The sequence below is a fragment of the Streptomyces yerevanensis genome (genome assembly GCF_000716805.1).
GTDB classification, from domain to species: Bacteria; Actinomycetota; Actinomycetes; order Streptomycetales; family Streptomycetaceae; genus Streptomyces; species Streptomyces flaveus.
The window spans coordinates 44,590-70,116 of record NZ_JNWJ01000023.1 but is presented as its reverse complement, the minus strand read 5'-3'; the positions used below and the strand labels follow the sequence as shown (position 1 = coordinate 70,116).

The window sequence follows — 25,527 nt, the reverse complement described above, 5'->3', positions numbered from 1 at the left end:
GTTGTTCGATCTGAAGACATTCATTGTTCATTTGTAAGCTTGGCTTGAACCGAACTCCCCGGTAACCCGGGGAGTTCGAGCCTCTGCGCGGTGTGCTGCCAGGCCGGATGTGTTACCAGATCGCCTCGACCCACTCCGGGTGGTCGATGAACGGGTTGCGGTTGCCCTGATAGGTGTCGTAAATGATCTCGTTGCGGCGCTCCTCGAAGGCGCTCGGCGGGTCCTCGTCGTTCCACTGCTTCAGGACCGAGAGGCGGCCGTGGTACGGGGAACTGCCGTTGGAGACCGAGTCGTTGGGCTCCAGGTCGGCCCAGCTGTCGTCGCCCTCGTAGCGGACGGCCATGTAGAGGATCATGCGGGCCACGTCGCCCTTGACGGCGTCGCGCGGCTCGAAGGAGTTCGAGTCGGTGTAGTTGCCGGCTGCGCCGCTGACCGCGCTGCCGCCGTTGTCGAAGTCCTTGTTGCCGCGGATGCTGTTGATCTGCACGTCCTCGGGGCGCAGGTGGTGCAGGTCGGTGCCGGGGCCCGCCGAGGTGCCGAAGTCGCCGTGGGACTGGGCCCAGACGTGCTCGCGGTTCCAGTTGCCGGTGCTGCCGCCGTTGAGGGACTTGCTGCGGGAGGTGCCGGTGTAGAGCAGGATCACGTTGTTGCTGTTGTTCGGGTCCTGGTCCGTGGCCTTGAGGGCGTTCCAGACCGCGGAGTACGAGATCCTGGTCTGGTCGCTGATGATCGTGTGCAGCGAGTCCTTCAGGGCCGGGCCCGTCTTGCCGATCGCGTCCTCGTAGTACGTGTCGTCGTACGCGGTGGTGGTGGCCACGGCGGGGCTCGCGACCGCGGCCGGCAAGGTGATCCCGACGAGTACGGCGGCGGCGGTCAGTGCGAGCGGCTTCCAGCCGCGTATTCGTCTGCCTGTCTGCGCAACGGACATGGGGGGTGTCCTTTCCCGGGGACGGCACGCGTGGAACGCGGTGTCCGACTCAAAGGGCCTGAGTTCTACGCGTGTTGACCACTTGGTCAATCGGGAGAGTGGCACGGGGGAGGGGCTCGCGGCGTAACCGGGACGAGGCGTTTGTGTGACGTTCTGAAATCGAAAGCAGCTACTGGCGTTGCGCGAGGGTTTTCCCCAAGTCATGGAGGGCTTGCCCTAGTTGACGTCGGACACGTCCGGCGGTACCGCGTGGGCCGCCGATGGTCCAGCAACTGACCTCCAGTCTCGGCGGGCGTATGGGCCCCTCACCGCTCAGAACTTCCGTGCGGGAAACGTGTGTACAACTTTCGGCCACTTCAATGAGTCAGAGAAGGCGAGCGTGCTGAAGCGCGCTCGTTCTGCTTCAAGGGGATGGGAAGCACTCCATGACTCACCGGATATCCAGGCGTGCCCGTGTGCTGTGCGCAGGGCTCGGCGCGGGGGTGCTCATGCCGTTCGTGGCGGGGGCGGGGCCCGCCGTTGCGGCGACGCCGCAGGTCAGTTGTACGTCCGGCACGGCGGGCCTGGCCGCCAAGTTGCAGAGGGACATCACCACTGCCCTCGCGAACCGCAACGGCACGATCGCCGTCGGTCTCTACGACCGTACGACCCGGACGACCTGCACGCTGCGGGCGAGTTCGGCGTACGACTCGGCCAGCGTCGTGAAGGTGACCGTGCTCGCCACGCTGCTGTGGGACGCGAGGAAGCATGGCCGGTATCTCACGCAGCGCGAGACCGAACTCGCCACCGCCATGATCACCAAGTCGGACAACTCCGCGACCAGCACGCTCTGGAGACAGCTGGGCGTGACCAAGGTGAAGGGCTTCCTCGCCGCCGCCGGGATGACCCAGACCAAGCCCGGCGCGAACGGCTACTGGGGACTCACCCAGATCACCGTCCGAGACGAGCAGAAGCTGCTCGCCCTCGTCACCGCGAGGAACTCCGTCCTGAGCGACAACTCCCGTGCGTACATATCGAAGTTGATGGGGAGGGTCATCTCCTCGCAGAGGTGGGGTACGCCGGCGGGGGCGCCCTCCTCCGTGTCCGTGCACGTCAAGAACGGCTGGCTGTCGCGGTCCACGCACGGCTGGCGCGTCCACAGCGTCGGTACGTTCAAGGGCGGCGGCCGCGACTACATGATCTCCGTCCTCACCCACGGCAACAGCACGATGAACTACGGCATCACCACGATTCAGGGTGTGGCACGGGCGATCCACAAGGACCTACGTCCCTAGGACCGGTTGACGCCTACGACCGGTTGACGCGTAGCGCTGTTACTGGACGAGAGGCCAGGGGGAGAGCAGATCACGCAGCAGCTCGGTGAAGGCGCCGTCCAGAGTGTTCTCCCAGCGCTGGTCGCCGACTGCTTCGGGGCAGAGAGCAGCGGGGCGGGCGATCCAGAGGATCTTCCACGTCCTGGACTTCAACGCGAGGTCGCCCCAGACCCCGCCGCGCGGGACGAGCGGGTAGAGCAGATCGCCGATCCGTTCCGTCGCGACCTCTACCAGCGGGCCCTCGATCGCCGTGTGCGCCGCTGCGAGCGCCATGGGGGAGGAGCGGGCGATCGCGGCCGTGGTCGGATGGCGGCGGACGACACGCGCCACGTGGGTCAGGTGGTCGATGATCCCCTGAGTGGTGCCGTCGCTGGGGCTGGTGCGTTGTGCCTCGTCAAAAGCGTGCGCGAGTTCGGCTTTGAGCGCGAGCTGGTGCAGTTTGGAGGCGGACTTCCAGTTGGCGTAGAGGAAGTTGCGCGACGTGCCACAGCTGCGGGCGATGGCGGTCAGGGGCACGTCCAGGCCGTCGGTACGCATCAGCGTGCGTACGGTGGTGATCACGTGTCCCGTGCTGTACGGGTTGCGCTCGAATCTGGATTGCGGGCTCATGGCCCCTATGGTGCGAAAAGCGTGAACACACGGGGGCGTGATGCCCTTTGTGCACTCAAACGAGCGGTGTTTGAACGCGGCGGGGAGAAGTGCTCACGCTTTTGTTAGGGGGTACTGGTCCGCTGGGCCCCCTCAGGCTGGGAACTTGCCGCCCTTGACGGCCGTGACGAACGCCGACCAATCGCCCGCCGAGTCCACCGCATGGCAGAGAGCCGCGGCGCCCGAGGCCCCGCCGATGTCGGGTGCCGTCGCCCTTGCTCAGCGTCCCACTGAGTACGGAGCCCTGTACTGCACCGAGACCAATGCCAGCGCCTCCTTCAGGTTGTGTTCGGAGATGCTCTTCATGAAGGCGCGGTCGGGGAAGTCGCCGTCGAGGAGGCGTAGCGGGCCCGCCGTGAGGGAGAGGCGTTGCGCGAGTGTGTAGAGGGCGAGTCGGTTCTCGTCCAGGCCGGACACCGCCAGGGGGCCGTACTCGTCGTTCAGGCGGATGCGCAGGAAGACGTGCTCCCACTCGACGTCGAAGTACATCAAGCCCTCGATGTCGATCAGTACGGGATTACCGTCCGCGTCCACCTGTACGTGGTCCGGGCCCAGTTCGCCGTGCACGACCGAGTACTGCGTGCGCGGCTGCACCTGCTCGGCCAGCACGTGCAGCCGCTCCTCCAGCCGGTCGCGGGCCGTCGCGATCCTCGGGTCGCGGGAGGCTGCTTCGGTGAGGTCCCGTAGCGCGCGCTCGAGGACGACTTCCTCGCATGACGTTCCGCGCGAGGTTCCGCCGGCGTCGACCACGGCCACCTTGCCGTACGTCGGTGCCCGGTGGTGCCGCATCGCCTCCAGCGCCTCTGCGAGGCGGGCCATGACCGGGGCGGCCGTGCGCGGGTCGCGTGCGAGGAGTTTCTCCAGGTTCTCTCCGGGGACGTCCTCGACGATCGCCAGGTCGGCCGGGTGGTGCGTGCCGTCGCGGTCGAGGAGGCGTATCGCCGGTACGCGGACGCCGAGCCCGTCCAGCCGTGTGTGGGCGGCCTCGAACAGGTCGAGGCCGAGGCCGGGCGAGAACGGATCGGTGAGGTCGTCGTCGCCCTCGGCCGACGGCCAGTAGTTCTCGGTGTCGTCCCACACGTAGGCGATCGCCGTTGTCGCGTCGTCCATCGTCAGGCGGTACACACCCTTCTTGCTGCCGCCCGCGACCCGTTCGGCTCCCTCCAACCGCCGCCCAGCTCCCAGCGCCGCCCGCGCCGCGCCTGCCAACTGATCCCGTGCCACTGTCCCTGGTGCCATATTCCGGACCGCCTCTCCGTCGCCATAGCCCGCGCACCTTACGGGAGTTGCGGCATACGGGAGTTTCCGTGTGGGCCCGAGTGTGGGCGACAAGGGTGCAAAAAGCGTGAACACGGATGGACGCAATGCCCTTTGGTCGCTCAAACGAGCGGCGTCTGAACGCAGCAGGGAGAACTGTTCACGCCTTTTCTGCTTACCCCTCAACCACCCGCGCCTACGGTGATCGCATGCGCTTGAGATCCGTACTCGCGACCCTCACCGCCGGCCTGACCGCGGTCACCTGCCTGACCGCCGCCGGGCCCGCCGCGGCCAGAGCCGCCGCCGGAGCCCCGGCCGCCGCGGCCGCAGCGGGAACCCCATCTCGGAACGCCTGTTCGCCCTCCGTCTCCATCGACGGGTTTTCCGACGCCCTCGACAAGACGACGTACGAAGGCACCTACGTCGGCAACTTCTCCGCGCTCGCCGTCGACCGGGACGGCAAGCTCGCCGCCCTCTCCGACCGTTCGTCCCTCTTCACCCTGGACCCGAAGACGTTCCAGCCCCGCTCCGTCGTCGCGCTCGCGGACGAGAACAAGGCCGCGCTCGACTCCGAGGGGCTGGTCGTCGATCGGGACGGTACGCGGCTCGTGTCGTCCGAGGGCAAGCCGACCGTTCGCCGGTACGGGCGGGACGGCGCGATCCTCACCCGCCTCCCTGTGCCGGAGTACCTGCGCGTCGCCCCCGCCGGGCGTGCCGCCACCAACCAGACCTTCGAGGCCCTGACCCTCTTCCCCGGCGGCCACACCCTGCTGGCCGGCATGGAGGGTTCCCTGTCCGGTGACACCCTGGGCATCGTCCGCCTCCAGACCTGGCACCGCCACGGCTCGAAGGACTTCCGCCTCGCGGCCCAGTACGGCTACCGCACGGACACCGGCCTCGGCGTCGTCGAGACCGCCGCGACCCCCGACGGCCGCCTCCTCGTCCTGGAACGCGGCTTCACGCCGGGCGTCGGCAACACGGTCCGCCTCTATGCCGCCGACCTCCGCCGCGCCACGGACACGAGCGGCGTCGAGAACCTGACCGGCCAGAACGAGGTACGCCTGGTCAGGAAAACCCTCCTCGCCGACCTCGTGAACTGCCCCACCCTCGGCGCCACCGCCAAACAGCCCCAGCCCAACCCCCTCCTCGACAACATCGAGGCCATGACCGTCACCGGCCACCGCCACGGCCGTCTCAAGGTCCTCCTGGCCAGCGACGACAACCAGAACGCAGCACAGATCACCCGCTTCTACTCCCTGCGCGTACGTCTCTGACCGTTTCGCCTCCGGCTGTTGCTCCGAATATTGCGGAGGGATGAAATCCGGTTCCGATCGCGTTGGTGCCTTCCGGCGGACAAGGATCTGAAGGATCTACGGGAGGCACCGGCGTGGCAGCGCAACAGGGGGAGTCGAGCGGCTGGGCACGGCGGCTCGCCGGATACGCGTGGCGGTATCCGAAGGACGTCGTGCTCGCGCTCGGTTCCTCGCTCGCCGGTATGGCGGTCATGGCGCTGGTCCCGCTCGTCACCAAGGTGATCATCGATGACGTCATCGGGGACAAGAGCCGGGACATGGCCCCTTGGGCAGGTGCCCTCATCGGGGCGGCTTTCCTCGTCTACGTCTTCACGTACATCCGGCGCTACTACGGCGGCCGACTCGCCCTCGACGTCCAGCACGACCTGCGCACCGACATGTACAAGGCGATCACCGGGCTCGACGGGCGGCGGCAGGACGAGCTGTCGACCGGGCAGGTCGTGGGGCGGGCGACCAGTGATCTCCAGCTGATCCAGAGCCTGCTGTTCATGCTCCCGATGACCATCGGGAACGTGCTGCTGTTCCTGATCTCCCTCGGGATCATGGCCTCGCTGTCCCTCCCGCTCACCGGCGTCGCGCTGGCCGTCGCCCCCGCCCTGTGGTTCATCGCCAAGCGCAGCAGCACCCGGCTGCACCCCGCCACCTGGTACGCGCAGGGTCAGGCCGCCGCCGTCGCGGGAGTCGTCGACGGCGCCGTCAGCGGCGTACGCGTGGTGAAGGGGTTCGGGCAGGAGGACCAGGAGACCGGGAAGCTGCGGGAGGTCGGGCGGCGGCTCTTCGCGGGGCGGCTGCGGACCATCAAGCTGAACTCCCGGTACACCCCCGCACTGCAGGCCGTGCCCGCGCTCGGGCAGGTCGCGATGCTCGCCTTCGGCGGCTGGCTCGCCGTACGCGGGCACATCACGCTCGGTACGTTCGTCGCCTTCTCGACGTATCTCGCCCAGCTCGTCGGGCCCGTTCGCATGCTCGCCATGGTGCTGACCGTCGGGCAGCAGGCCCGTGCCGGTGCCGAGCGCGTTCTCGAGCTGATCGACATCGAGCCGGCCATCGAGGACGGTACGAAGCCGCTGCCGGCCGACGCGCCCGCGACCGTCGAGTTCGACGACGTGGCCTTCGGGTACGAAGACGCCTCGCAACCCGTTCTCGACGGGCTCAGCTTCGAGATCCGCCCGGGCGAGACCCTCGCCGTGGTCGGCTCCTCCGGGTCCGGCAAGTCGACGGTGTCCCTCCTCCTCCCGCGCTTCTACGACGTCACACGCGGCGCCGTCCTCGTCGGCGGCCACGACGTGCGCGAGCTCACGCTCGAATCGCTGCGCGCCGCGATCGGGCTCGTCCCCGAGGACTCCTTCCTCTTCTCGGACACCGTGCGCGCCAACATCGCGTACGGCCGCCCCGACGCCACCCAGGAGGAGATCGAGACCGCCGCGCGGGCCGCGCAGGCGGACCGGTTCATCGCCGAGCTGCCGGACGGGTACGACACCAAGGTCGGCGAGCAGGGACTGACGCTCTCCGGCGGGCAGCGCCAGCGCGTCGCCCTGGCCCGCGCGATCCTCACCGATCCGCGCCTGCTGGTCCTCGACGACGCGACCTCAGCCGTGGACGCCCGCGTCGAGCACGAGATCCACGAGGCCCTCAAGCACGTCATGGAGGGCCGTACGACCCTCCTCATCGCCCACCGCCGCTCCACGCTCAACCTCGCCGACCGCATCGCCGTCCTCGACGGCGGACGGCTCGCCGACATCGGTACGCACGAGGAGCTCCAGCAGCGCTCGCCGCTGTACCGGCAGCTGCTCACCGACCCGGACGAGCTGGGCGGCGTCTCGCCAGGTCACGCACAGCCCGCCTGTCCCGTCGAGGACACGTCCGTACGGGACGAGCTGGACGCCGAGTTCGACGCCGAGCGCGGGATCACGCCCAAGCTGTGGACCGGGGACCGTGAGCCCCGGGACGCGGCCATGGACGGGATGCCGGCGACACCCGAACTCCTTGCCCAGGTCGAGGCGTTGCCCCCGGCGGACGACAAGCCCGGCATCGACGAGGCGCGGGCGGTCACCCCGGAGGAGTCGTACGGGCTCCGCAGACTGTTGCGGGGCTTCGGACTTCCCCTTCTCGTCAGCCTCGGCCTCGTCGCCGTCGACGCGGGCATGGGCCTGCTGCTGCCGGTCATGATCCGCAACGGCATCGACGACGGTGTCACCAAGGTCGCCGAGGGCGCGGTGTGGACGGCGTCCCTGCTGGCCCTGCTCACCGTGATCGTCCAGTGGGTGGCGCAGACCGGTGAGATCCGTATGACGGGACGTACGGGCGAGAGGGTCCTGTACGCGCTCCGGCTGAAGATCTTCGCGCAGCTCCAGCGGCTCGGACTCGACTACTACGAGCGGGAGTTGACGGGCCGGATCATGACCCGGATGACGACCGACGTGGACGCCCTGTCGACGTTCCTGCAGACGGGACTCGTCACCGCCTTCGTCTCGGTCGTCACCTTCTTCGGCATCATGGCCGCGCTGCTCGTGATCGACGTGGAGCTCGCGCTCGTCGTCTTCGCGACGCTGCCGCCGCTGATCATCGCCACGGTGTTCTTCCGCCGGGCGAGTGTGAAGGCGTACGAACTCGCCCGTGAGCGCGTCTCCGTGGTGAACGCGGACCTTCAGGAGTCGGTGGCCGGGCTGCGGATCGTCCAGGCGTTCCGGCGTGAGCGGGGCGGCCGGCGGCGGTTCGCGGAAGGCAGCGACAGCTATCGCAAGGCGCGGATCCGGGGGCAATGGCTGATCTCGGTGTACTTCCCCTTCGTGCAGTTCCTGTCGTCGGTCGCGGCGGCCGCGGTGATCATCGTGGGCGCGGGGCGGATCGACGCGGGGACGCTCACCACCGGTGCGCTGGTCGCGTATCTGCTGTACATCGACCTGTTCTTCGCGCCCGTGCAGCAGCTCTCGCAGGTCTTCGACGGCTACCAGCAGGCGAGCGTCTCGCTGGGCCGCGTCCAGGAACTGCTCCAGGAGCCGACCTCCACCAAGGCCGCCGACAAGGCGCTCGAAGTCCCGTCACTGCGGGGGGAGATCGCCTTCGAGGACGTCGACTTCGCGTACAAGGACGACGAAGAAGCCCTGAGCGGCGTGAAGTTGCACATCCCCGCCGGACAGACCGTCGCCTTCGTCGGCGAAACCGGCGCGGGCAAGTCGACGCTGGTCAAGCTGGTTGCCCGGTTCTACGACCCGACGGGCGGGCGGGTGACCGTCGACGGCACGGATCTGCGTGCGCTGGACCTCACCTCGTACCGGCACCGTCTCGGGGTCGTCCCCCAGGAGGCGTACCTCTTCCAGGGCACGGTCCGGGACGCCATCGCCTACGGCCGCCCCGACGCCACCGATGCCGAGGTGGAGGCCGCCGCCCGCGCGGTCGGCGCGCACGACATGATCGCCACGCTCGACGGCGGCTACCTCCACGAGGTCGCCGAACGCGGCCGCAATCTCTCCGCCGGACAACGCCAGTTGATCGCCCTCGCCCGAGCCGAACTCGTCGACCCGGACATCCTCCTCCTCGACGAGGCCACCGCCGCGCTCGACCTGGCCACCGAGGCCCAGGTCAACCAGGCCACCGACCGCATCGCGGGCCGCCGCACCACACTGGTGGTCGCCCACCGCCTCACCACGGCGGCCCGCGCGGACCGGGTCGTGGTCATGGACCACGGCCGGGTGGCGGAGGACGGCACACACGAGGAACTGCTCGAACGCGGCGGCCGGTACGCGGAGTTGTGGCAGATGTTCCTCGGGGAGCCGGTCACCGCCCCGATTGCCTAGTCTTTGCTCGACTTCCCTTCCACCAGGCAACCAGACGGCCTACGTCATGCGTCCGTAGACGGAGTACGCCGATTGCTGCGGGAGGAACAACAGTGGACAAGAGCGCGATACGCCGTCATATGGCGCTCGGTGTGGCTGTACTGACCGCTTCCGGAATGCTGTCCCTCGCGGGCCCGGACACGGGCACCGCGGAGGCGGCGGCACTCTGCTCCGGCCGCAAGGTCCGCACGCTGCCCTTCTCCACCGGGTCCGTCCAGATCTACAAGAAGCGCGGCTACGTCTGCGCGGTGACCCTCCGCGAGAGGCAGGGCACCCGCACCTACATGTCCGTGAGCGTACGAGCATGGCGAGCCCGACCAGCCGTAAACAAAGGCCTCTTCAAACACCACGCAGGCCCGGTAACGGTCCACGCCGGCCACCGCCGCGTATTGATAAAGGGCACAGTCGGCTCAGACTCGGCAAGCTCAGGCTGGATCCGCCTATGACCCCGCGCCCCTGAAAAAAAGGGGGCCGCAGGCCCCTTTTTTCAGGGGCGCGGGGAACTGCGCGACCAGCCACAACGGACCCGCACCTTGGAAACGAATTTCCAGCAGGTCGCACCCTTGTCCGGAATGCGCCCAACATCCCCTGGCCTCAACGGAGTTGCTCCGCTAAGTTCCGGCGGACATCTGTGTTCTCCAGGGGAGTGTGCATGCGCAAGACGCTCAGATGGCTGCTGTCGCTCGTGGTGCTCATAGGCACCGTGAGTACGGCCGGCGCGGCCACCGCCGCCCAGCCAGAAGCCACCGCCGCCCAGCCGGAGGCAACCGCCGACATCAAGGACCGTCTCCTCGCGATACCGGGCATGAGCCTGATCGAGGAGAAGCCCTACACCGGCTACCGCTACTTCGTCCTCAACTACACCCAGCCGATCGACCACCGGCACCCGTCCAAGGGCACGTTCCAGCAGCGCATCACGGTGCTGCACAAGGACACGGCACGCCCGACGGTGTTCTTCACCAGCGGCTACAACGTCTCGACGACGCCGCGCCGCAGCGAGCCGACCCAGATCGTGGACGGCAACCAGATCTCGATGGAGTACCGCTTCTTCACTCCGTCCCGCCCCGACCCGGCCGACTGGTCCAAGCTCGACATCTGGCAGGCGGCCAGCGACCAGCACCGTATCTTCAAGGCCCTCAAGAAGGTCTACGACAAGAAGTGGCTCTCCACGGGCGGCTCGAAGGGCGGCATGACCGCCACGTACTACGAGCGCTTCTACCCGCGCGACATGGACGGCGTCGTCGCGTACGTCGCCCCCAACGACGTGGTGAACAAGGAGGATTCGGCGTACGACCGGTTCTTCGCGAACGTCGGCACCAAGGAGTGCCGCGACAAGCTGAACGCCGTGCAGCGCGAGGCGCTCGTACGCCGTGAGCCGCTGGAGAAGCGCTACAAGGACTACGCCGACGCGGAGGGCCTGACCTTCAACACGGTCGGCAGCCTGGACAAGGCGTACGAGGCCGTCGTACTCGACTATGTGTGGGGCTTCTGGCAGTACAGCCTGCTCGCCGACTGCGACACCATCCCGGCGGACGCCGCCAACGCCACCGACGACGAGATCTGGAGCACGATCGACACGATCGTCGGCTTCTCCGCCTACGCCGACCAGGGCCTGGAGCAGTACACGCCGTACTACTACCAGGCGGGTACGCAACTCGGGGCGCCGGACATCGAGTTCCCGCACATCGAGTCGGGGCTGATCCGCTACGGCTACCAGCCGCCGCGGAACTTCGTGCCGCGCGACATCTCCATGAAGTTCCAGCCGTGGGCGATGCGCGACGTCGACACCTGGGTCAAGCACAACGCCAAGCAGATGCTGTACGTGTACGGCGAGAACGACCCGTGGGGCTCCGAGCCGTTCCACCTGGGCAAGGGCGCCCGTGACTCGTACATCTTCACGGCTCCCGGGGCGAACCACGGCGCCAATGTCGCCGGCCTCGTCGCCGACGAGAAGGCCCTCGCCACGGCCCGCATCCTGAAGTGGGCGGGCGTCGCCTCCGCCACGGTCCAGGAGGACCCGTCGAAGGCGAAGCCGCTGGCCAAGTTCGACAGGAAGCTGGACAAGCACAGCGCGGAGCGCCAGCTGCGGCCGTAAAGCCGTAATTGCTCCCGGCTCCCGGCAGAGCAACTGCCGTGCTGCGCCCGTCCGTTGACTACAGCGGGCGGGCGCAGCCCACCGGCTTCGGCCCGCCGAGCTGGACGTACAGGACTGTCGACGCGGGACAGTCGGCACGCTTCTCGACCGCCGACGCCACCTTGTACTCGGGCGACTTCTCGCCCTTGCCGTCGCACGCCGTCTCACGGACCTCGCCTTCGCCCGCGCTGTAGACGCAGTCACCGACGATCGTGCGCGGGCCTCCGCCGCCGCCCGGGTCGCCGGGGTGAGGCTTCTGCAGATTGCGCATACAGGCGTACCCCTGCGGGACCGCGCCGTCGCCGTCCTCGTCCGCGGACGGTTTCTGTTCGCTGATGTGCAGCACGAAGTCCGTGGTGGCGGGGCACGCCGGACCTTCGCTCTGCTTGCCGTCATGGCGCGCCACGACCCGCGCCGCCGCCCGCTCACTGGCGCACGGCACCTCGGTGAACGACGTGCGCCCGAACGAACTGCACTCGTCCACCCCGAGGAACTGCGCCCCGAACCCGGCGGTCCGCGTAGGCGTCACCTGCTCGCTCTCGCCGAGCCGGCCCTCCCCGGAATCCGCGGATCCCGAAATCCGGTCGCACCCGGTGAGCGCCGCCACGATCACCAGCAGCGCGCACACCACCCACCCACACCGTGCCTTGTGCATGACTGCTCCCCCCCGATACCCCCGCCCAGCGTGACCCGCCACAGCGGGCCCACGCCAGACGTGCGGGGTGCTTTGCGTCTTTTGGGGGCGGTGCGCCGGGTGTGCGGCGTACGTGGCGTACGGCGGACTGTACAGCCGTACGTCGCCCGATGTCCGACAAGGGCCTAGTACTGCGTTTTCCCGGGGGGTAACCCCCGGACCCCCAGCAGAAAAGCAGGTCGGCTGGAGTGATCGGAGCGGACATCGCGAGGCAAACTCGAGTAACTCGACCCATTGTCCGACCAGGGCCTAGTAGCTCAGCCCGTGCCCGATCGGATACAGCACCTGATCCGGGTCGTCCGCCCGCTGCACCGGCAGTCTGTCGGCCGGTTCGATGCACCCCGCGAGCACCCGTCAGGGGCGCGGGGCTGTGTCTATTTGCGGCTCCGCCGCGATGGGGGTCCCCCCGCTCTGGGGGTCTCCCCCCCCCGATCTGGGGTCCCCCCAGGCCCTTAAGGCACTGGGGGAGCAGCCGAGAGTGGGGGAGCGACCAGCCACAACGGACCCGCGGGTTCAACTGTGCTTCCAGCGGAGCGCCTTGGCGGTCGGCGGAGGGGCCGCCACCGGCGCAGTTGGAGGGGGCGCGCCGATGGCGGCATGCTGCCGGCCGCAGGCGGTTGGAGAGGGTAGGTCAGCGATCGCAGCCAGCAGCGAGGGCCGACACCGCACAGCGGAGACTCATCCGGCAGCCTGCGGATTGGACGGCGGGTGGCGGGGATGGGTTCCCCGGATCGGCCCGATTCCCGGAAATTGGTACGGGAACGCACCACCGTGTCCAAGGAGGTTGCTGCGGCACTGTTTTGGGCCGGAGCGCCGCAACCAACCTGTGAACCCGCTGAACTCACCGAACTCGCCGATCAGCGCTTCTTGTTGTACGTCGCCGTCACCTCGACCTCGACGAGCCACCCCGGCACGGCCAGCGAGGCGACCTCCATCGTCGCCCGCGCCGGGCGGGCCTTGTTGGCGAGCAGCGGCGCCTTGGGGGCCGAAGTGCCCATGGGCACCGGCACGACCTGGAGCGACTTCAGGTCGATGTTCGCGAAGTACTGCCGGTACGCGCGGTTCCAGCCCGCGTAGTCGGCGATCTCGGCGCCCGGCGGCTTCATCAGGTAGGCCTTCATCGTGATGACGTCGGCCGGTTTCACGCCCGCGGTCTCGAGGTTGGTCTTGATGTTGCGGAGGACGACGAGCGCCTGTGCCTCGGTGATCGTGACGCCCTGCGCCCCTTCGGTGAGGGTGGGGTCGGTGTAGCGCTCGGGCGTGCCCTCCGGCGCGGCCGGGTTCAGCGCGGACGGGCCGAGACCGCTGCTCTGGTAGACGGCGACTTCCCCGCCCGTCGCCACGCCGTTGGCGATGGCAGGGTTGGACTGCCCCTCGGGCAGCATGACCCGTACCTCCTTCGGGCCCGGCGACCACCAGCCCTTGGCGCCGGCCACTGTCGCGGAGCCGGTCAGCAGTGCCCCGGTCAGGGCCGTACCGACGAAAACCTTCGTACGCCGCTTCATCCCGCCATCACCCTCTCGTGGATCCCGGTCACGACCTTGCGGGCCGAGGTGAACGCTCCGTGCTGCCAGGCGATGACGTGGCTGAGCCAGTCGCCGGCGAAGTAGACGTGTCCCGCGGGCTGGTTGAGCAGCCTGTACTCGGGGCCGGTCTGCGAGGGCCAGCCGACCCAGCCCGCCTCGATGTGGGGCGTGCGGTGCCAGGCGACGCTGAAGGAGCGGTCGAGTTCGGTGCGGTACTTGTCGCCGTGGATCTTCACACCCCGGCTCACCGCCCGCTTCAGCCGCTCGGCGTGCGGCAGATCGCCGTACGCGACAGCGTTGTCACCGAAGTTGTAGTAGCCGATGAGCGTGCCGCGGCGGCCCTGATAGCCGTACGACGGGTACCAGATGGTGGACAGGTCCGTGTCGGTCGGTGTGATGCCGCCGTAGATTTGCTCGTCCGTCTCCCACCAGCGGCTGCGGTACTCGAGCCCGATCTTGCCGACGGGGGTCGCCACGGGATACTTCAGCGCCGCGGTGACGTCCGCGCCCAGGTTGTGCTTGATACGGGCCATGACCATGGGCGGAACCGCCGCCACGACGAAGTCGGCGCGCCGGCTGCGGATACGGCCCTCGGCGTCCTCGTAGGTGACCTCGGCGCCGTCCGGAAGGTTCTTCACCTCCATCGCCTTGGCGCCGTAGGTGATCCGGTCCTGGCCGATGGCCTTGGCGAGCGCGTACGGGATCGCGTCCATCCCGCCCACCGGCTGGAACATCAGCATGGCCTGGTCGTAGCCGAACTCGAAGGAGAAGCGCTGCCCGACGCCGCTCGCGACCACGTCCGACAGGGAGGGCACCGGGCCGAGCACCGTGCCCTCCTCGAAGCCCGCGCCAGGTTCGACCGAGTAGCCGCGACGGTCGCTGCCGGTGTACGCGAAGCCGTCCGCCTTGCCCTTGATGGCGCCGAAGTTCTGCAGGAACGCGATGAGGCCTTCCTTGTCGGCGGCGGTGAGCTCCTTGTCCAGGGCGCCCTGGTCGGTGGCCTTGGCGAGCAGCTCGGAGACATAGCCGTAGACATCGGCCTTCGCCGTACGCCAGCGCATCGGCTTGCCCGCGAGGGCGGCGCTCTTCTCCTGGTAGATGTACGCGTTGGCGTTCTGGTTGGTGAACACCTCGAGGGGAACGCCGAGTTCGCGGCAGTACTCGAGCGTGACGTGGGTCTGCGGCAGCCGGGCCGGGCCCGCGTTCATGTACTGGCCCTCGGAGAACGCACCCTTCTGCGTACGCCCGTCCAGATCGGTCAGCGTGGTGCCGCCGCGGACCGTCCAGTTGCGTCCGCCCGGGCGGTCCTTGGCCTCCAGGATCCGGCAGTCGTAGCCCGCCTTGCCCAGCTCGTACGCCGTCGCCAGCCCGGCAATGCCGCCACCGAGAATGAGTACCTTCTTGCGCCCGCGCCCGGTGAGTTCGAAGTCGCCGTTCCGGGGCGCCCGGTACGCCTCGGCCCGAGCCTCCGGGACCGGCGCGAGCCCCAGGGCCCCCATCGCCGAGTACAGCATTCCGGCGCCGCCCGCGATCCCGACGGATCTCAGGAAGCCGCGGCGAGATGCCTCTGCAACCATCCAATTCCTCCTCGCCCACAGCCCACGGCCCTGGCGGACCGAGGCTGCATCGTTGGATCAACCCGGCCCGGTGGGGGGTGAGTTGCGGGTGAGGCCGGAGTGCTTCTTGAGCCTCCGTCAGGGGTGTTACAGGGTCATGCCAATGAGGTATCCATGGCGGATGAGGTTGGTTTGCAATTCAAACCGACGTCACTGGGACCCGCGCACCCTGGGCATCGCGCCGGGCATCACACCGCGGAGGTGACGCGGCCGTCGCTCTCCAGCACGCGCAGATCCCTGTAGAGCTGGGCCACCACCGTGCACACGGGCGGCAGGACCACCAACGGCATGAGCAGCAGCGCGATGGCCGTCGGGGTGATCAGGACCAGTACGCCGGTGACCCACACGTTGTCACCGCTCAGCCAGAGCATGGCCAGGCCGATCGGGTGGGCCAGGGGAGTGGCCGCGTACCGCAGGACGACGAAGCCGAGCACGACGAAGGCCGTGAGAAGCAGGCCGATGCCGTAGGTCTTCCACGGCGCGCCCTTGGTGAGCGCCCAGGCGCGCTTCACGGCCGCCCGGGAAGAGGTGTTCTCCGACACGAGCGCGGCGGTGGCCACGCAGTAACGGAAGTACACGAGCAGGCCGAGTCCCGCGATCGCGATCGGCAGACCCCAGCCCACGATTCGGTACTGCATCGTCGCGGTCTCACCGATCCCCGTGCGCTCCACACCGGGCACCTCGCCCGCCTCGACGGCGACCCACAGCGCGAACCCGAGAAAGGCTATGGCGCCCACCCGTACCCAACTCCGCCACTGCACCCAGTACGCGACGCCGACGTGCGGGCGTGCCCGGGCCCATAACTCCTTGACGGTCAGGCGCCCTTCACCGTCCAGGCTGTGGTCCAGGGCGACGGTGTGCGCGGTCTGCATCACGCAGACGACTGCGGCGGCGAGGGCCAGAAGCAGCACCGTGACTCCGAGACCGATGTCTTCCAGGGTGTCCATCTGATCGGCGTACGCGACGTAGGAGTCCTCGGCGGCGATGGCTGCCTCAGCGTCTGACCGGGCGGCCTCGAAGCTGTCCCACCCCACGAGGAATCCGCCCGCGACGATGCCGCCTCCGACGAGGGTGGTGAGGGCGGTGACGCGCAGGGCCAGGCCGTAGAGGGGGCGCCAGGCGAGGCCGAGGGTTCGGAGAGCTTCGCGGACGAGCATCCCCTGTGGCCCTACGCCGACTCGTTGAGCAGGCGCGACAGATGCTCCCTCCCCGCCCCCAGCAGCCCTGGAAGCGGCGCAGCCGACTCGTACCACCGCTTCTCGTACTCCCAGCACAGCCAGCCGTCCCAGCCCTCGCGGGAGAGGAGTTCCACGCACTCGGTGAGGGGGAGGACACCCGCGCCGAGCGGCAGCGGGGTGGTGTCGTCGGCGGACGCGATGTCCTTGACCTGGACGTAGCCGAGGTGCGGCGAGAGCGCGGCGTACGTCGAGCCGGGCTGTTCGCCGCCGAGCCAGGTGTGCATGACGTCCCAGAGGGCGCCGACGCGGGGGTGGCCGACGAGGCCGAGGACACGGATGGCGTCCGCGCCCGTGCGGTGCGAGTCGTGGGTCTCCAGGAGGATGCGTACGCCAAGATCGGCGGCGTACTCCGCGGCCGTGCCCAGACGCCGCGCGGCCGTCGCGTCGGCCTCCCCGGGGCTCTGGTCGGTGCCGCCGCCGGGAAAGACGCGGATGAAGGGGGCGCCCAGGTCGCGGGCCAGCTCCAGGAGTTCGCGGATCTCCTGGAGTACGGGTTCGTCGTCGCCCGGTGCGGCCACGCGCGCGTATCCCGCAAGCCCCAGGATCTCGACACCGGCCGCCTTGAACTCGGCGGCCACGTCGGCTCGCCGGCTCAGGTCTATGCCGGGGTGGACCGGCTCCTCGGGATGCGCGCGCAGCTCGACACCGTGGTAGCCGTGCGCGGCCGCGAGCCGCAGCACATCGGGGATGGGCAGTCCGGGAACGCCGAGCGTGGAGAAGGCCAACTTCATGCTCCGGACCCTACCTGCCGCCCCCACCTGCTGGGCAGGGTCAATCTTGTGCGCCGTGCAGGTCCAGGCGCCAGTCCTGGCCGACGAGGTCCACACCGAAGGAACGGTGCGGCTTTTCGGCGAGGAGGACGAAGCCGTGGCGCTGGTAGATCTTGCGGGCCGCGGACAGTACGTCGTTCGTCCACAGGACCATTTCGCGGTAGCCGACGCCCCGCGCGAACTCGATGCAGGCACGCACGAGTTGGTCACCGATACCGAGGCCGCGCGCGTCCGGTTCGACGAGGAGGAGGCGCAGGCGTGCGGCTCCCGGCGCCTCGTCCCGTACGCACATCACGCAGCCCACCGCGCGACCGTCCAGCTCCGCGATCCACGCCCGCTCCAGATGCGGGTCGTGATCCTCCGCGAAGTCCGCGACGATCCGGGCGACCAGGCCCTCGTAGTCCGTGTTGAACCCATGCTCGGCGGCGTACAGCGCGGCGTTGCGCTGCACGATCCAGCCGAGGTCGCCGGGGCCGGGGTCCCGCAGGACGACGTCCTCGCGGCGATGGGGGTCCCCCCGCTCGAGCGAAGCCGAGAGTGGGGGAGAAGCCGAGAGTGGGGGAGGCCGGTCGTCGGACAGAACGTCCCGGATCGTGCGCATCGCCTCGGTCAGGCGGGGCCGGTCGTCCGCCGGAACGGTGGCCAGCAGTGAACCGACCGCTTCCCGTGAACGCTCGTCCAGCAGATCGGCCGCCTCGCGTCCGCGCACGGTGAGCGTGATGTGACGCCGCCGGGTGTCCGTCTCGGAGGGCGCGCGCTCGATCAGCCCGTCCTGCTCGAACTTCGCCAGGATGCGGCTCAAGTACCCGGCGTCCAACGACAGTTCACCACGCAGATCGGCGGCGTCCGTACGGAGTGAGTGCGCGAGTTCGTACAGCACCCGGGCCTCGGTCAGCGTGTACGGGGCGTACAACTGGCGGCTGTAGTCCAGCGCGCCGATGACGTTCGTATAGAAGCGGTTGAACGAGCGGATGTCCTGGATGGTCATGGGCCGAACCTCGAGATGGTTGACTCAGTCAGAGATATCGCTGTCCTGAGGGTAGACCGACGACGGCGCCTCGTCCATGGCTCGGTTCGCTACCGCGCTCTTCAGGGGCGCGAGGCTGTCACATCTGCGGCTCTCGCGCGGGCGCGACCAGCACCGCTAAGGAGGCCGCAGGCCTCTTAGGGGCGCGGGGCTGTATCAATGTGCGGCTCCGCCGCGATGGGGGTCCCCCCGCTCTGGGGGTCCCCCCAGGCCCTTAAGGCACTGGGGGAGAATTCGAGAGTGGGGGAGCGACCAGCCACAACGAACCCGCACTCGCCCACGAACCGAACCCGCCACCCCCGTAGGCGCCCCGCCCCCCTACTCCTTGGGAACCCCCGTAGACCCCCGCACCATCAACTCCCCCCGCACCGTCACAATCCCACCTTCCGGCGCCTCCTCCCGCCCCATAGCGACCCGCCCGGCCAGGGCCCCCGCCTCCGACAGCGGCAACCGCACCGTCGTCAGCGCGGGCACCGCATCGACGCTGAACGGCAGGTCGTCGAACCCGACGACCGAGACGTCATCGGGGATACGCAGCCCGGAGTCGCGCAGAGCGGCACACGCGCCGAGCGCGACGGTGTCGTTCGCGGCGACGATGGCCGTCAACGACGGCTCGCGGCGCAGGAGTTCGAGGGTCGCCTCGTAACCCGCCCGGCGGTCGTAGCGGCCGTGGACGGTCCACGCGGGGTCGTCGGGGATGTCGTGCGCGGCGAGCGCGGCCCGGTGGCCTTCGAGGCGGTGGCGGGTCGTGGTCCGCTCCTCGGGGCCCGCGATGTAGCCCATGCGGCGATGGCCGAGTTCGATCAGGTGCTCGGTGAGCTCCCGGCCGCCGCCGCGGTTGTCGAACGTGAGCGCCACGGCGTCGGTGTCGGCCGGTGCGGGCGGACGTCCGCACAGCACCACCCGGGTCCCCGCGTCCGCCAGCTTGCGCAGCTTCGTCGCGACGGCCGTCGCGTGCGCGGTGTTCTCGACGGCGCCGCCGGTCAGTACGACCGCGGCGGCGCGTTGGCGCTGAAGGAGCGTGAGATAGGTGAGTTCGCGCTCCGGGGAGCCGCCCGTGTTGCAGACGACGCCAAGCCGTTCCCCGCCCGCGCGCCCGCCGGGTCCGCCGATCTCGGACTGGATCGCCGCCGCCATGATCCCGAAGAAGGGGTCGGCGATGTCGTTGACCAGGATCCCGACCAGGTCGGAGGTGGCGGCGGCCAGTGCGCTCGCCGGGCCGTTCAGTACGTAGTCCAGCTCGTCCACGGCCCGCAGTACCCGCTCCCGCGTCGTTGCCGCCACGGGGTAGTTGCCGTTCAGTACGCGGGACACGGTGGCGGGCGAGACCTGCGCGCGAGCCGCCACGTCCGCCAGGGTCACGGTCATCTATCGTCCTCCGGTCAGGCCTCTACGTATGTACATCCCGCACACGACCGCATGTCTCGCACATCTCACCACCGCGCGGTCTTGTCCGATCCGCTGCACAGAGGCTAGCTTCTCATCACATAGAAAGCGCTTGCTGTAACGCTCACCTGTTCACCTGTGGGGCGTACGCGGCGCAGGACGCGTACGAAGGGAATGACGTGACACGCAAGACGGTGCGCATCGCGATGAACGGCGTGACGGGACGCATGGGCTACCGCCAGCATCTCGTCCGCTCCATCCTCGCCCTGCGCGAACAGGGCGGACTCGACCTGGGCGACGGCACCGTGCTGTGGCCCGAGCCCGTGCTCGTCGGCCGCCGTGAGCACGCGCTGAAGGCGCTCGCGGACCAGCACGGCATCGAGCACTGGTCCACCAGCCTCGACGCCGTACTCGACGACCCGGCCGTCGACATCTACTTCGACGCGCAGGTCACCTCCGCCCGCGAGGGCGCCATCAAGAAGGCCATCGAGGCCGGAAAGCACATCTACACCGAGAAGCCGACCGCGACCGGCCTCGACGGTGCCCTGGAGCTGGCCCGGCTGGCCAATGCCAAGGGCATCAAGCACGGCGTGGTCCAGGACAAGCTCTTCCTCCCCGGCCTGCTCAAGCTCAAGCGCCTCATCGACGGCGGCTTCTTCGGACGGATCCTGTCCATCCGCGGCGAGTTCGGCTACTGGGTCTTCGAGGGCGACTGGCAGTCCGCCCAGCGCCCGTCCTGGAACTACCGCGCCGAGGACGGCGGCGGCATCGTCGTCGACATGTTCCCGCACTGGGAGTACGTCCTCCACGAGCTGTTCGGCCGCGTCAAGTCCGTACAAGCGCTGACCGCGACGCACATCCCGCAGCGCTGGGACGAGCAGGGCAAGCCGTACGCCGCGACCGCCGACGACGCCGCGTACGGCATCTTCGAGCTGGAGAACGGCGCCATCGCCCAGATCAACTCCTCCTGGACCGTACGCGTCAACCGCGACGAGCTGGTGGAGTTCCAGGTCGACGGGACCGAGGGCTCGGCGGTCGCCGGCCTGCGCAACTGCCGTGCCCAGCACCGCAGTTCGACGCCGAAGCCGGTCTGGAACCCGGACATCCCCGCCACCGAGGTCTTCCGCGACCAGTGGCAGGAGGTGCCCGACAACGCCGAGTTCGACAACGGCTTCAAGGCGCAGTGGGAACTCTTCTTCAAGCACGTGTACGCCGACGCGCCCTACCACTGGGACCTGCTCGCCGGCGCCCGCGGCGTCCAGCTCGCCGAACTGGGGTTGAAGTCCTCGGCCGAGGGCCGCCGTTTCGACGTACCGGAGATCTCGCTGTGACGACTGGGACGACTGGGACGATCCAACTGCCCGGTGCGGACGGGGTGTTGAGGTCCTACACTCCGCGCACGGAACCGCTCGCCCTCACCACGGGCGCCCCGTTCAGCTCCCGTACGGTCTTCTCCGCCGCGCACGTCGTGGCCGATCCGTACGCGGATGTCTCCCCCGACTCACCCGCGGCCGTCGACTGGGACGCCACCCTCGCCTTCCGCCGCCACCTGTGGTCGCACGGGCTCGGCGTCGCGGAGGCGATGGACACGGCTCAGCGGGGGATGGGCCTGGACTGGGCGGGCGCGGCGGAACTGATCCGCCGCTCGGCCGCCGAGGCGAAGGCCGTCGGCGGGCTGATCGCGTGCGGGGTGGGCACGGACCAGCTCGCCTCGGGCTCCTTGGCGGAGGTCCAGGCGGCGTACGAGGAGCAGCTCGCGCTCGTGGAGGGGACGGGCGCGCAGGCGATCCTCATGGCGTCGCGGGCGCTGGCGGCGGTGGCCTCCGGTCCCGAGGACTACCTCGACGTGTACGGGCATCTCCTCCGCCAGGCCTCCGAACCCGTGATCCTGCACTGGCTGGGCCCGATGTTCGACCCGGCCCTGGAGGGTTACTGGGGTTCGTCCGACCTGGACGCGGCGACCGACACCTTCCTGGAGGTCATCGCCGCGCACCCCGACAAGGTCGACGGCATCAAGGTCTCCCTCCTGGACGCCCAGCGGGAGATCGACCTGCGCCGCCGCCTGCCGAAGGGCGTCCGCTGCTACACGGGCGACGACTTCAACTACCCCGAACTCATCGCGGGCGATGACCAGGGCTTCAGCCACGCCCTGCTCGGCATCTTCGACCCGCTGGGCCCCCTGGCGGCAGAAGCCGTCCGGGTCCTCGACACGGGCGACGTGAAGGGCTTCCGCGAACTCCTCGATCCCACGGTCGAGTTGTCCCGCCACCTCTTCCAGACCCCGACCCGCTTCTACAAGACGGGCGTGGTCTTCCTCGCCTGGCTCGCGGGCCACCAGTCGCACTTCACGATGGTCGGCGGCCTCCAGTCGGCCCGCTCGCTCCCGCACTTCGCCCGCGCGTACGAACTGGCCGACGGTCTTGGCCTGTTCCCGGACCCGGCGCTGGCCGCGGCGCGGATGAAGAACCTGCTCTCCTTGTACGGAGTGAACCAGTGACCGAATCGGTACCCGCCCTGTCGCGTTTCTCCATCAACCAGATGACGGTCAAGCAGCTGTCGCTGCCCGAACTGGTCGATGCCTGCCTGGAGTTGGGCGTACCGGGCGTGGGTCTGTGGCGTGAGCCGGTCCAGTCGTACGGCGTGGAGGAGACCGCGAAACTGGTCCGCGAGGCGGGTCTGACGGTCACGACCCTCTGCCGGGGCGGCTTCTTCACGGCGATCGACGCGGACGAGCGGGCGAAGGCGCTGGACGACAACAGGGCGGCCGTCGACGAGGCGGCCACCCTGGGCACCGACACGCTGGTCCTGGTCTCCGGCGGCCTCCCGGCGGGCTCGAAGGACCTGCACGGCGCGAGGGAGCGCATCGCCGACGCGCTGGCCGAGCTGGGTCCGTACGCGCAGGAGCGGGGCGTACGGCTGGCCATCGAGCCGTTGCACCCGATGTACGCCTCGGACCGCTGCGTGGTGTCGACCCTCACTCAGGCCCTCGACCTGGCGGAACGCTTCCCGGCGGAGCAGGTGGGCGTGACGGTTGACACGTACCACATCTGGTGGGACGACCAGGCCCCCGCCCAGATCACCCGCGCGGGCGCAGGCGGCCGCATCCACACCTTCCAACTGGCCGACTGGACAACCCCGTTGCCGGAGGGCGTCCTCACCGGCCGTGGTCAGATCGGCGACGGCGCGATCGACATGAGGGAGTGGAAGGGCTACGTCGAGGCGGCGGGCTACACCGGTCCCATCGAGGTCGAGCTTTTCAACGCCGGGCTGTGGGCACGGGACGGCCGCGAGGTGCTGGCGGAGACGGCGGCACGGTTCGTGGAGCATGCGGCGTAAGGGCGTACGTGGCCTGACGAGCTTGGGGCGCCCTACGAGGGAAGGGGCGCCCCATCTTGACGTTCGCGGCTGGGGTGCGACGCGGGCCTGGGTGGAGCAGGCGCTGTCTGCGGGCGAGCACATCGACGGCGTGGTGCGGCTTCGTGGCGGGTGGACGTCGGAAATGCGACGTCTGGACATCTCCGGGCCGGGCGGTCGGCGCTCGATGGTTCTGCGGTCGTTCGTCAAACCCTTCTTCTTGCGGCACGCGGAGGGGCTGCTGAGCCGCGAGGCGGACATTCTGCGCCTGCTCGGCGATACGGACGTGCCCGCGGCCACACTGGTGGGTGTGGACGCGACGGCGCAGCACTGCGATCACCCGTCCTTGCTGATGTCCCTGCTGCCGGGGTCCGTGCGCCTGGGTGATGAGGGGGCCGACCGGCGTTCCGATCTGCTGGCCGGCCAGTTGCTGCGTATTCACCGGCTGCCGGTGACCGTGGAGGCACGGCCCCGTACCTATCAGGCGTGGACCTCTCCGGAGCGAGTGAGTACGCCGGGGGACACCGAGCGGCCCGAGCTGTGGCAACGGGCCGTGGACGTCATCCGGCAGGAGCCCCCGGACTACCGGCCCTGCTTTCTGCACCGGGACTTCCATCCCGGCAACGTCCTCTTCACGGGCAACGGCAAGGGTGACGGCGGCGGCGATGATCTGCGGATCAGCGGCGTCGTCGACTGGGTGGAGACCTCCTGGGGGCCGGCCGATCTGGACGTGGCCCACTGCTCCACGGCACTGGCGCTGCTGCACGGAGTGCCGGCGGGCATGCGCTTCGCCGACCGCTATGTCGCCGCGGGAGGGACGCTGTCGGAGGACCCCGCCGCCCACCTCTACTGGCGGTTGCTGGACGCCTTGGCCTTCGCCCCGGACGCCGAGAAGGTGGCCGTCCCATGGCGCGAACTGGACCGAACCGATCTGACCCCCACCGTGCTGACCAGCCGGCTGGAGGGTTACGTCCAGGCTTTGCTCGACCGCTACTGAGCGGACCCTGCGTTTGACGGGAGTCCGCCCAGGGGCTGGACTGGAATCACGGGCGCTGCGGCCGGACCCCGTTCTAGGGAGAGCAGCGATGACGACCATGGAAACCTTCCACCTTCTGCAGCCGTACCGGATCGCCGAGGAGACGTTCGTCATCCCGTGGGCCCTGGAAGCCCCGCCGGTCGGCCACTTCCCGATGAATTCGATGGTGATCCGGGGATCCGAACCGGTGCTTGTGGACACCGGGGCACCGGCGGTGCGGTCCCAGTGGCTGGAGGCCGCGTGGTCCGTGGTGGATCCGTTGGACGTTCGGTGGATCTTCCTCACTCACGACGACCGTGACCACGCCGGCAACCTCTTGGCGGTCCTCGCTGAATGCCCGAACGCGACGCTGCTGACGACGTGGTTCTCGATCGGGCGCATGGCCGAGGAGTGGGAGACGCCCATCAACCGGTGCCGCTTCATGATCGACGGCGATACGGTGGATGTGGGTGACCGAACGCTGGTGGCCAAGCGGCCGCCGTTGTACGACAACCCCACGACCCGCGCCCTCTTCGACCCGAAGACCGATGTCCTGTGGGCGGTGGACACCTTCGCGACGAACGTGCCCGCTCCCATCCCCGAAATCGCCGACCTGTCCGCCGATGAATTTCGCGAAGGCCAGTTCTTCGGCGGGCGCCTGGTCTCGCCCTGGGTCGCGCTGCTCGACGGCCGGAAGTTCGGGGCGGTGGTGGACGACTTCCAGCGGCTGGACGCCGAGGTCATCGCCGGCTGCCATTCACCGGTGCTTCGCGGGCCGCGGATCGCGGAGGCGTACGACCTTCTCCGCCGGCTTCCCGAGATTCCCGCGTGGCCGGAGTTCACGCAGGCCGACCTGGACCAGTGGATGGCGGTTGCCGAGGGGTCGGTCCCGCCGGAACAGCCACGGCCGTCGGCCACGTGACGGGTGTTCCCGCCGCCATCAGGCCGAGCGGCACACGGCCGCCGGTGGGCGGTCGGCACCTGCGCAAGCGCGCTACAGGCCGAGAGACGTCTGTGTCTGCCGCGTCTCCTGTATCTCCTGGTCGTCAGTGAAGGCACCGGATGACGCCGCCCCGCCGAGGAGTGCCGTGGCGAGCACCGCCGCAGCGACGAACGTCCAGCGTGGCCGCCACGAGCGCTTGGTTTCGTCGTTGCGTGGAGGTGGGGCGTCGACGTGCCCGCAGGCGATGGTGGTGCGCGCGTCCGCCCACGCCTCCGCCTCGTCGTCCCGCACTCCGCAGGCCGTGACGAACGCGACGACCAGCTCCTCGCGGGGCAGCCGCTCCCTGCCGAGCATGGTCGCCGCCGTGGAGTAGGGCAGCGTGTGGCCCGCCGCCGTCGCGCGGCGTTCCAGCTGGCGGTAGCTCAGGCCCGACCACGTCTTGAGGCGGCGTAGCGCCGCCATGAAGGCGGCTGCGTCGGTGTCCGGCGGTGTGGGCGGTGCTGTGGTCATGGTGGTGGTCCCCCCTGTT

The 25,527-nt window shown here is 69.2% G+C and carries 21 protein-coding genes; 10 read left to right on the top strand and 11 right to left on the bottom strand.

Annotated features, from left to right (window positions below; genetic code table 11):
• Positions 1 to 112: 112 nt before the first annotated feature.
• On the bottom strand, positions 113 to 928 hold the full coding sequence (locus OP79_RS24115) for an endonuclease I family protein (protein WP_033322774.1): 816 nt from the start codon (positions 926 to 928) through the stop codon (positions 113 to 115).
• A gap of 425 nt (positions 929 to 1,353) precedes the next feature.
• On the opposite strand from OP79_RS24115, the gene OP79_RS24110 reads away from it, so the two are divergent.
• Complete coding sequence (locus tag OP79_RS24110) at positions 1,354 to 2,202, top strand: serine hydrolase (protein WP_033322772.1); 849 nt, start codon at positions 1,354 to 1,356, stop codon at positions 2,200 to 2,202.
• Between the two features lie 39 nt (positions 2,203 to 2,241).
• On the opposite strand, the gene OP79_RS24105 is transcribed toward OP79_RS24110, so the two are convergent.
• On the bottom strand, positions 2,242 to 2,850 hold the full coding sequence (locus OP79_RS24105) for a hypothetical protein (protein ID WP_033322770.1): 609 nt from the start codon (positions 2,848 to 2,850) through the stop codon (positions 2,242 to 2,244).
• Between the two features lie 258 nt (positions 2,851 to 3,108).
• Positions 3,109 to 4,128: a phosphotransferase family protein gene (locus OP79_RS24100; protein WP_211270853.1), complete on the bottom strand. Its 1,020-nt coding sequence runs from the start codon at positions 4,126 to 4,128 to the stop codon at positions 3,109 to 3,111.
• A gap of 227 nt (positions 4,129 to 4,355) precedes the next feature.
• On the opposite strand from OP79_RS24100, the gene OP79_RS24095 reads away from it, so the two are divergent.
• The 4 genes from OP79_RS24095 (at position 4,356) to OP79_RS24080 (ending at position 11,390) form a co-directional block, all read left to right on the top strand.
• Positions 4,356 to 5,420 carry an esterase-like activity of phytase family protein gene (locus tag OP79_RS24095; RefSeq protein ID WP_033322768.1) on the top strand — a complete coding sequence of 355 codons (1,065 nt, stop codon included), beginning with the start codon at positions 4,356 to 4,358 and terminating at the stop codon, positions 5,418 to 5,420.
• A 113-nt stretch (positions 5,421 to 5,533) separates the two neighbouring features.
• The gene (locus tag OP79_RS24090) at positions 5,534 to 9,256 is read left to right on the top strand and encodes an ABC transporter ATP-binding protein (RefSeq protein ID WP_033322767.1); all 3,723 of its coding nucleotides are present in this window, start codon (positions 5,534 to 5,536) and stop codon (positions 9,254 to 9,256) included.
• Positions 9,257 to 9,348: 92 nt separating this feature from the next.
• Entirely contained in the window at positions 9,349 to 9,741 is a 393-nt protein-coding gene (locus OP79_RS24085; RefSeq protein ID WP_078491977.1) for a hypothetical protein, read from the top strand.
• Positions 9,742 to 9,947: 206 nt separating this feature from the next.
• A complete protein-coding gene (locus OP79_RS24080; RefSeq protein WP_033322763.1) occupies positions 9,948 to 11,390 on the top strand; it encodes a S28 family serine protease in 1,443 nt (480 codons plus the stop codon).
• A 58-nt stretch (positions 11,391 to 11,448) separates the two neighbouring features.
• Here the strand turns inward: OP79_RS24080 and OP79_RS24075 are convergent, their stop codons facing one another.
• The 7 genes from OP79_RS24075 to OP79_RS24045 all read right to left on the bottom strand — a co-directional run bounded on the left by OP79_RS24075 (position 11,449) and on the right by OP79_RS24045 (position 19,668).
• Positions 11,449 to 12,084: a hypothetical protein gene (locus OP79_RS24075; RefSeq protein ID WP_033322761.1), complete on the bottom strand. Its 636-nt coding sequence runs from the start codon at positions 12,082 to 12,084 to the stop codon at positions 11,449 to 11,451.
• A gap of 896 nt (positions 12,085 to 12,980) precedes the next feature.
• Positions 12,981 to 13,628: a Rid family hydrolase gene (locus OP79_RS24070; protein ID WP_033322760.1), complete on the bottom strand. Its 648-nt coding sequence runs from the start codon at positions 13,626 to 13,628 to the stop codon at positions 12,981 to 12,983.
• Positions 13,625 to 15,226 carry a flavin monoamine oxidase family protein gene (locus OP79_RS24065; RefSeq protein ID WP_033322758.1) on the bottom strand — a complete coding sequence of 534 codons (1,602 nt, stop codon included), beginning with the start codon at positions 15,224 to 15,226 and terminating at the stop codon, positions 13,625 to 13,627. The genes OP79_RS24070 and OP79_RS24065 overlap by 4 nt, the downstream gene beginning before the upstream one ends.
• A 227-nt stretch (positions 15,227 to 15,453) precedes the next feature.
• Positions 15,454 to 16,422, bottom strand: coding sequence for a hypothetical protein (locus tag OP79_RS24060; RefSeq protein WP_033322756.1), 969 nt, complete (start codon positions 16,420 to 16,422; stop codon positions 15,454 to 15,456).
• Positions 16,423 to 16,433: 11 nt separating this feature from the next.
• Positions 16,434 to 17,234, bottom strand: a complete 801-nt coding sequence (locus tag OP79_RS24055; RefSeq protein ID WP_033322754.1) for a sugar phosphate isomerase/epimerase family protein — start codon at positions 17,232 to 17,234, stop codon at positions 16,434 to 16,436.
• A gap of 40 nt (positions 17,235 to 17,274) precedes the next feature.
• Positions 17,275 to 18,261, bottom strand: coding sequence for a bifunctional helix-turn-helix transcriptional regulator/GNAT family N-acetyltransferase (locus OP79_RS24050; protein ID WP_033322752.1), 987 nt, complete (start codon positions 18,259 to 18,261; stop codon positions 17,275 to 17,277).
• Positions 18,262 to 18,618: 357 nt separating this feature from the next.
• A complete protein-coding gene (locus tag OP79_RS24045; protein ID WP_033322750.1) occupies positions 18,619 to 19,668 on the bottom strand; it encodes a LacI family DNA-binding transcriptional regulator in 1,050 nt (349 codons plus the stop codon).
• 197 nt (positions 19,669 to 19,865) lie between these two features.
• On the opposite strand from OP79_RS24045, the gene OP79_RS24040 reads away from it, so the two are divergent.
• The 5 genes from OP79_RS24040 to OP79_RS24020 all read left to right on the top strand — a co-directional run bounded on the left by OP79_RS24040 (position 19,866) and on the right by OP79_RS24020 (position 24,977).
• Entirely contained in the window at positions 19,866 to 21,017 is a 1,152-nt protein-coding gene (locus OP79_RS24040; RefSeq protein ID WP_033322748.1) for a Gfo/Idh/MocA family protein, read from the top strand.
• Positions 21,014 to 22,183, top strand: a complete 1,170-nt coding sequence (locus OP79_RS24035; protein ID WP_033322745.1) for a dihydrodipicolinate synthase family protein — start codon at positions 21,014 to 21,016, stop codon at positions 22,181 to 22,183. Before OP79_RS24040 ends, OP79_RS24035 begins: the two co-directional genes overlap by 4 nt.
• 41 nt (positions 22,184 to 22,224) lie before the next feature.
• Positions 22,225 to 23,022 (top strand): sugar phosphate isomerase/epimerase family protein, encoded by a 798-nt coding sequence (locus tag OP79_RS24030; protein ID WP_051744881.1) that lies wholly within the window; start codon positions 22,225 to 22,227, stop codon positions 23,020 to 23,022.
• Positions 23,012 to 24,037: a phosphotransferase family protein gene (locus OP79_RS24025; protein ID WP_051744877.1), complete on the top strand. Its 1,026-nt coding sequence runs from the start codon at positions 23,012 to 23,014 to the stop codon at positions 24,035 to 24,037. Before OP79_RS24030 ends, OP79_RS24025 begins: the two co-directional genes overlap by 11 nt.
• Positions 24,038 to 24,125: 88 nt before the next feature.
• Positions 24,126 to 24,977 (top strand): MBL fold metallo-hydrolase, encoded by an 852-nt coding sequence (locus OP79_RS24020; protein WP_245685434.1) that lies wholly within the window; start codon positions 24,126 to 24,128, stop codon positions 24,975 to 24,977.
• A 72-nt stretch (positions 24,978 to 25,049) separates the two neighbouring features.
• Here OP79_RS24020 and OP79_RS24015 read toward each other — a convergent pair whose 3' ends face one another.
• Positions 25,050 to 25,508 (bottom strand): helix-turn-helix domain-containing protein, encoded by a 459-nt coding sequence (locus tag OP79_RS24015; protein WP_033322742.1) that lies wholly within the window; start codon positions 25,506 to 25,508, stop codon positions 25,050 to 25,052.
• Positions 25,509 to 25,527: the final 19 nt, after the last annotated feature.

Bases quoted from the DNA above. Each gene is read 5' to 3' on its own strand.
- OP79_RS24045 (WP_033322750.1), bottom strand. From the start codon at position 19,668: ATGACCGTGACCCTGGCGGACGTGGCGGCTCGCGCGCAGGTCTCGCCC.
- OP79_RS24080 (WP_033322763.1), top strand. From the start codon at position 9,948: ATGCGCAAGACGCTCAGATGGCTGCTGTCGCTCGTGGTGCTCATAGGC.
- OP79_RS24055 (WP_033322754.1), bottom strand. From the start codon at position 17,234: ATGAAGTTGGCCTTCTCCACGCTCGGCGTTCCCGGACTGCCCATCCCC.
- OP79_RS24065 (WP_033322758.1), bottom strand. From the start codon at position 15,226: ATGGTTGCAGAGGCATCTCGCCGCGGCTTCCTGAGATCCGTCGGGATC.
- OP79_RS24060 (WP_033322756.1), bottom strand. From the start codon at position 16,422: ATGCTCGTCCGCGAAGCTCTCCGAACCCTCGGCCTCGCCTGGCGCCCC.
- OP79_RS24025 (WP_051744877.1), top strand. From the start codon at position 23,012: ATGCGGCGTAAGGGCGTACGTGGCCTGACGAGCTTGGGGCGCCCTACG.
- OP79_RS24100 (WP_211270853.1), bottom strand. From the start codon at position 4,128: ATGGCACCAGGGACAGTGGCACGGGATCAGTTGGCAGGCGCGGCGCGG.
- OP79_RS24020 (WP_245685434.1), top strand. From the start codon at position 24,126: ATGACGACCATGGAAACCTTCCACCTTCTGCAGCCGTACCGGATCGCC.
- OP79_RS24110 (WP_033322772.1), top strand. From the start codon at position 1,354: ATGACTCACCGGATATCCAGGCGTGCCCGTGTGCTGTGCGCAGGGCTC.
- OP79_RS24115 (WP_033322774.1), bottom strand. From the start codon at position 928: ATGTCCGTTGCGCAGACAGGCAGACGAATACGCGGCTGGAAGCCGCTC.
- OP79_RS24075 (WP_033322761.1), bottom strand. From the start codon at position 12,084: ATGCACAAGGCACGGTGTGGGTGGGTGGTGTGCGCGCTGCTGGTGATC.
- OP79_RS24105 (WP_033322770.1), bottom strand. From the start codon at position 2,850: ATGAGCCCGCAATCCAGATTCGAGCGCAACCCGTACAGCACGGGACAC.
- OP79_RS24070 (WP_033322760.1), bottom strand. From the start codon at position 13,628: ATGAAGCGGCGTACGAAGGTTTTCGTCGGTACGGCCCTGACCGGGGCA.
- OP79_RS24050 (WP_033322752.1), bottom strand. From the start codon at position 18,261: ATGACCATCCAGGACATCCGCTCGTTCAACCGCTTCTATACGAACGTC.
- OP79_RS24015 (WP_033322742.1), bottom strand. From the start codon at position 25,508: ATGACCACAGCACCGCCCACACCGCCGGACACCGACGCAGCCGCCTTC.
- OP79_RS24095 (WP_033322768.1), top strand. From the start codon at position 4,356: ATGCGCTTGAGATCCGTACTCGCGACCCTCACCGCCGGCCTGACCGCG.
- OP79_RS24030 (WP_051744881.1), top strand. From the start codon at position 22,225: ATGACGGTCAAGCAGCTGTCGCTGCCCGAACTGGTCGATGCCTGCCTG.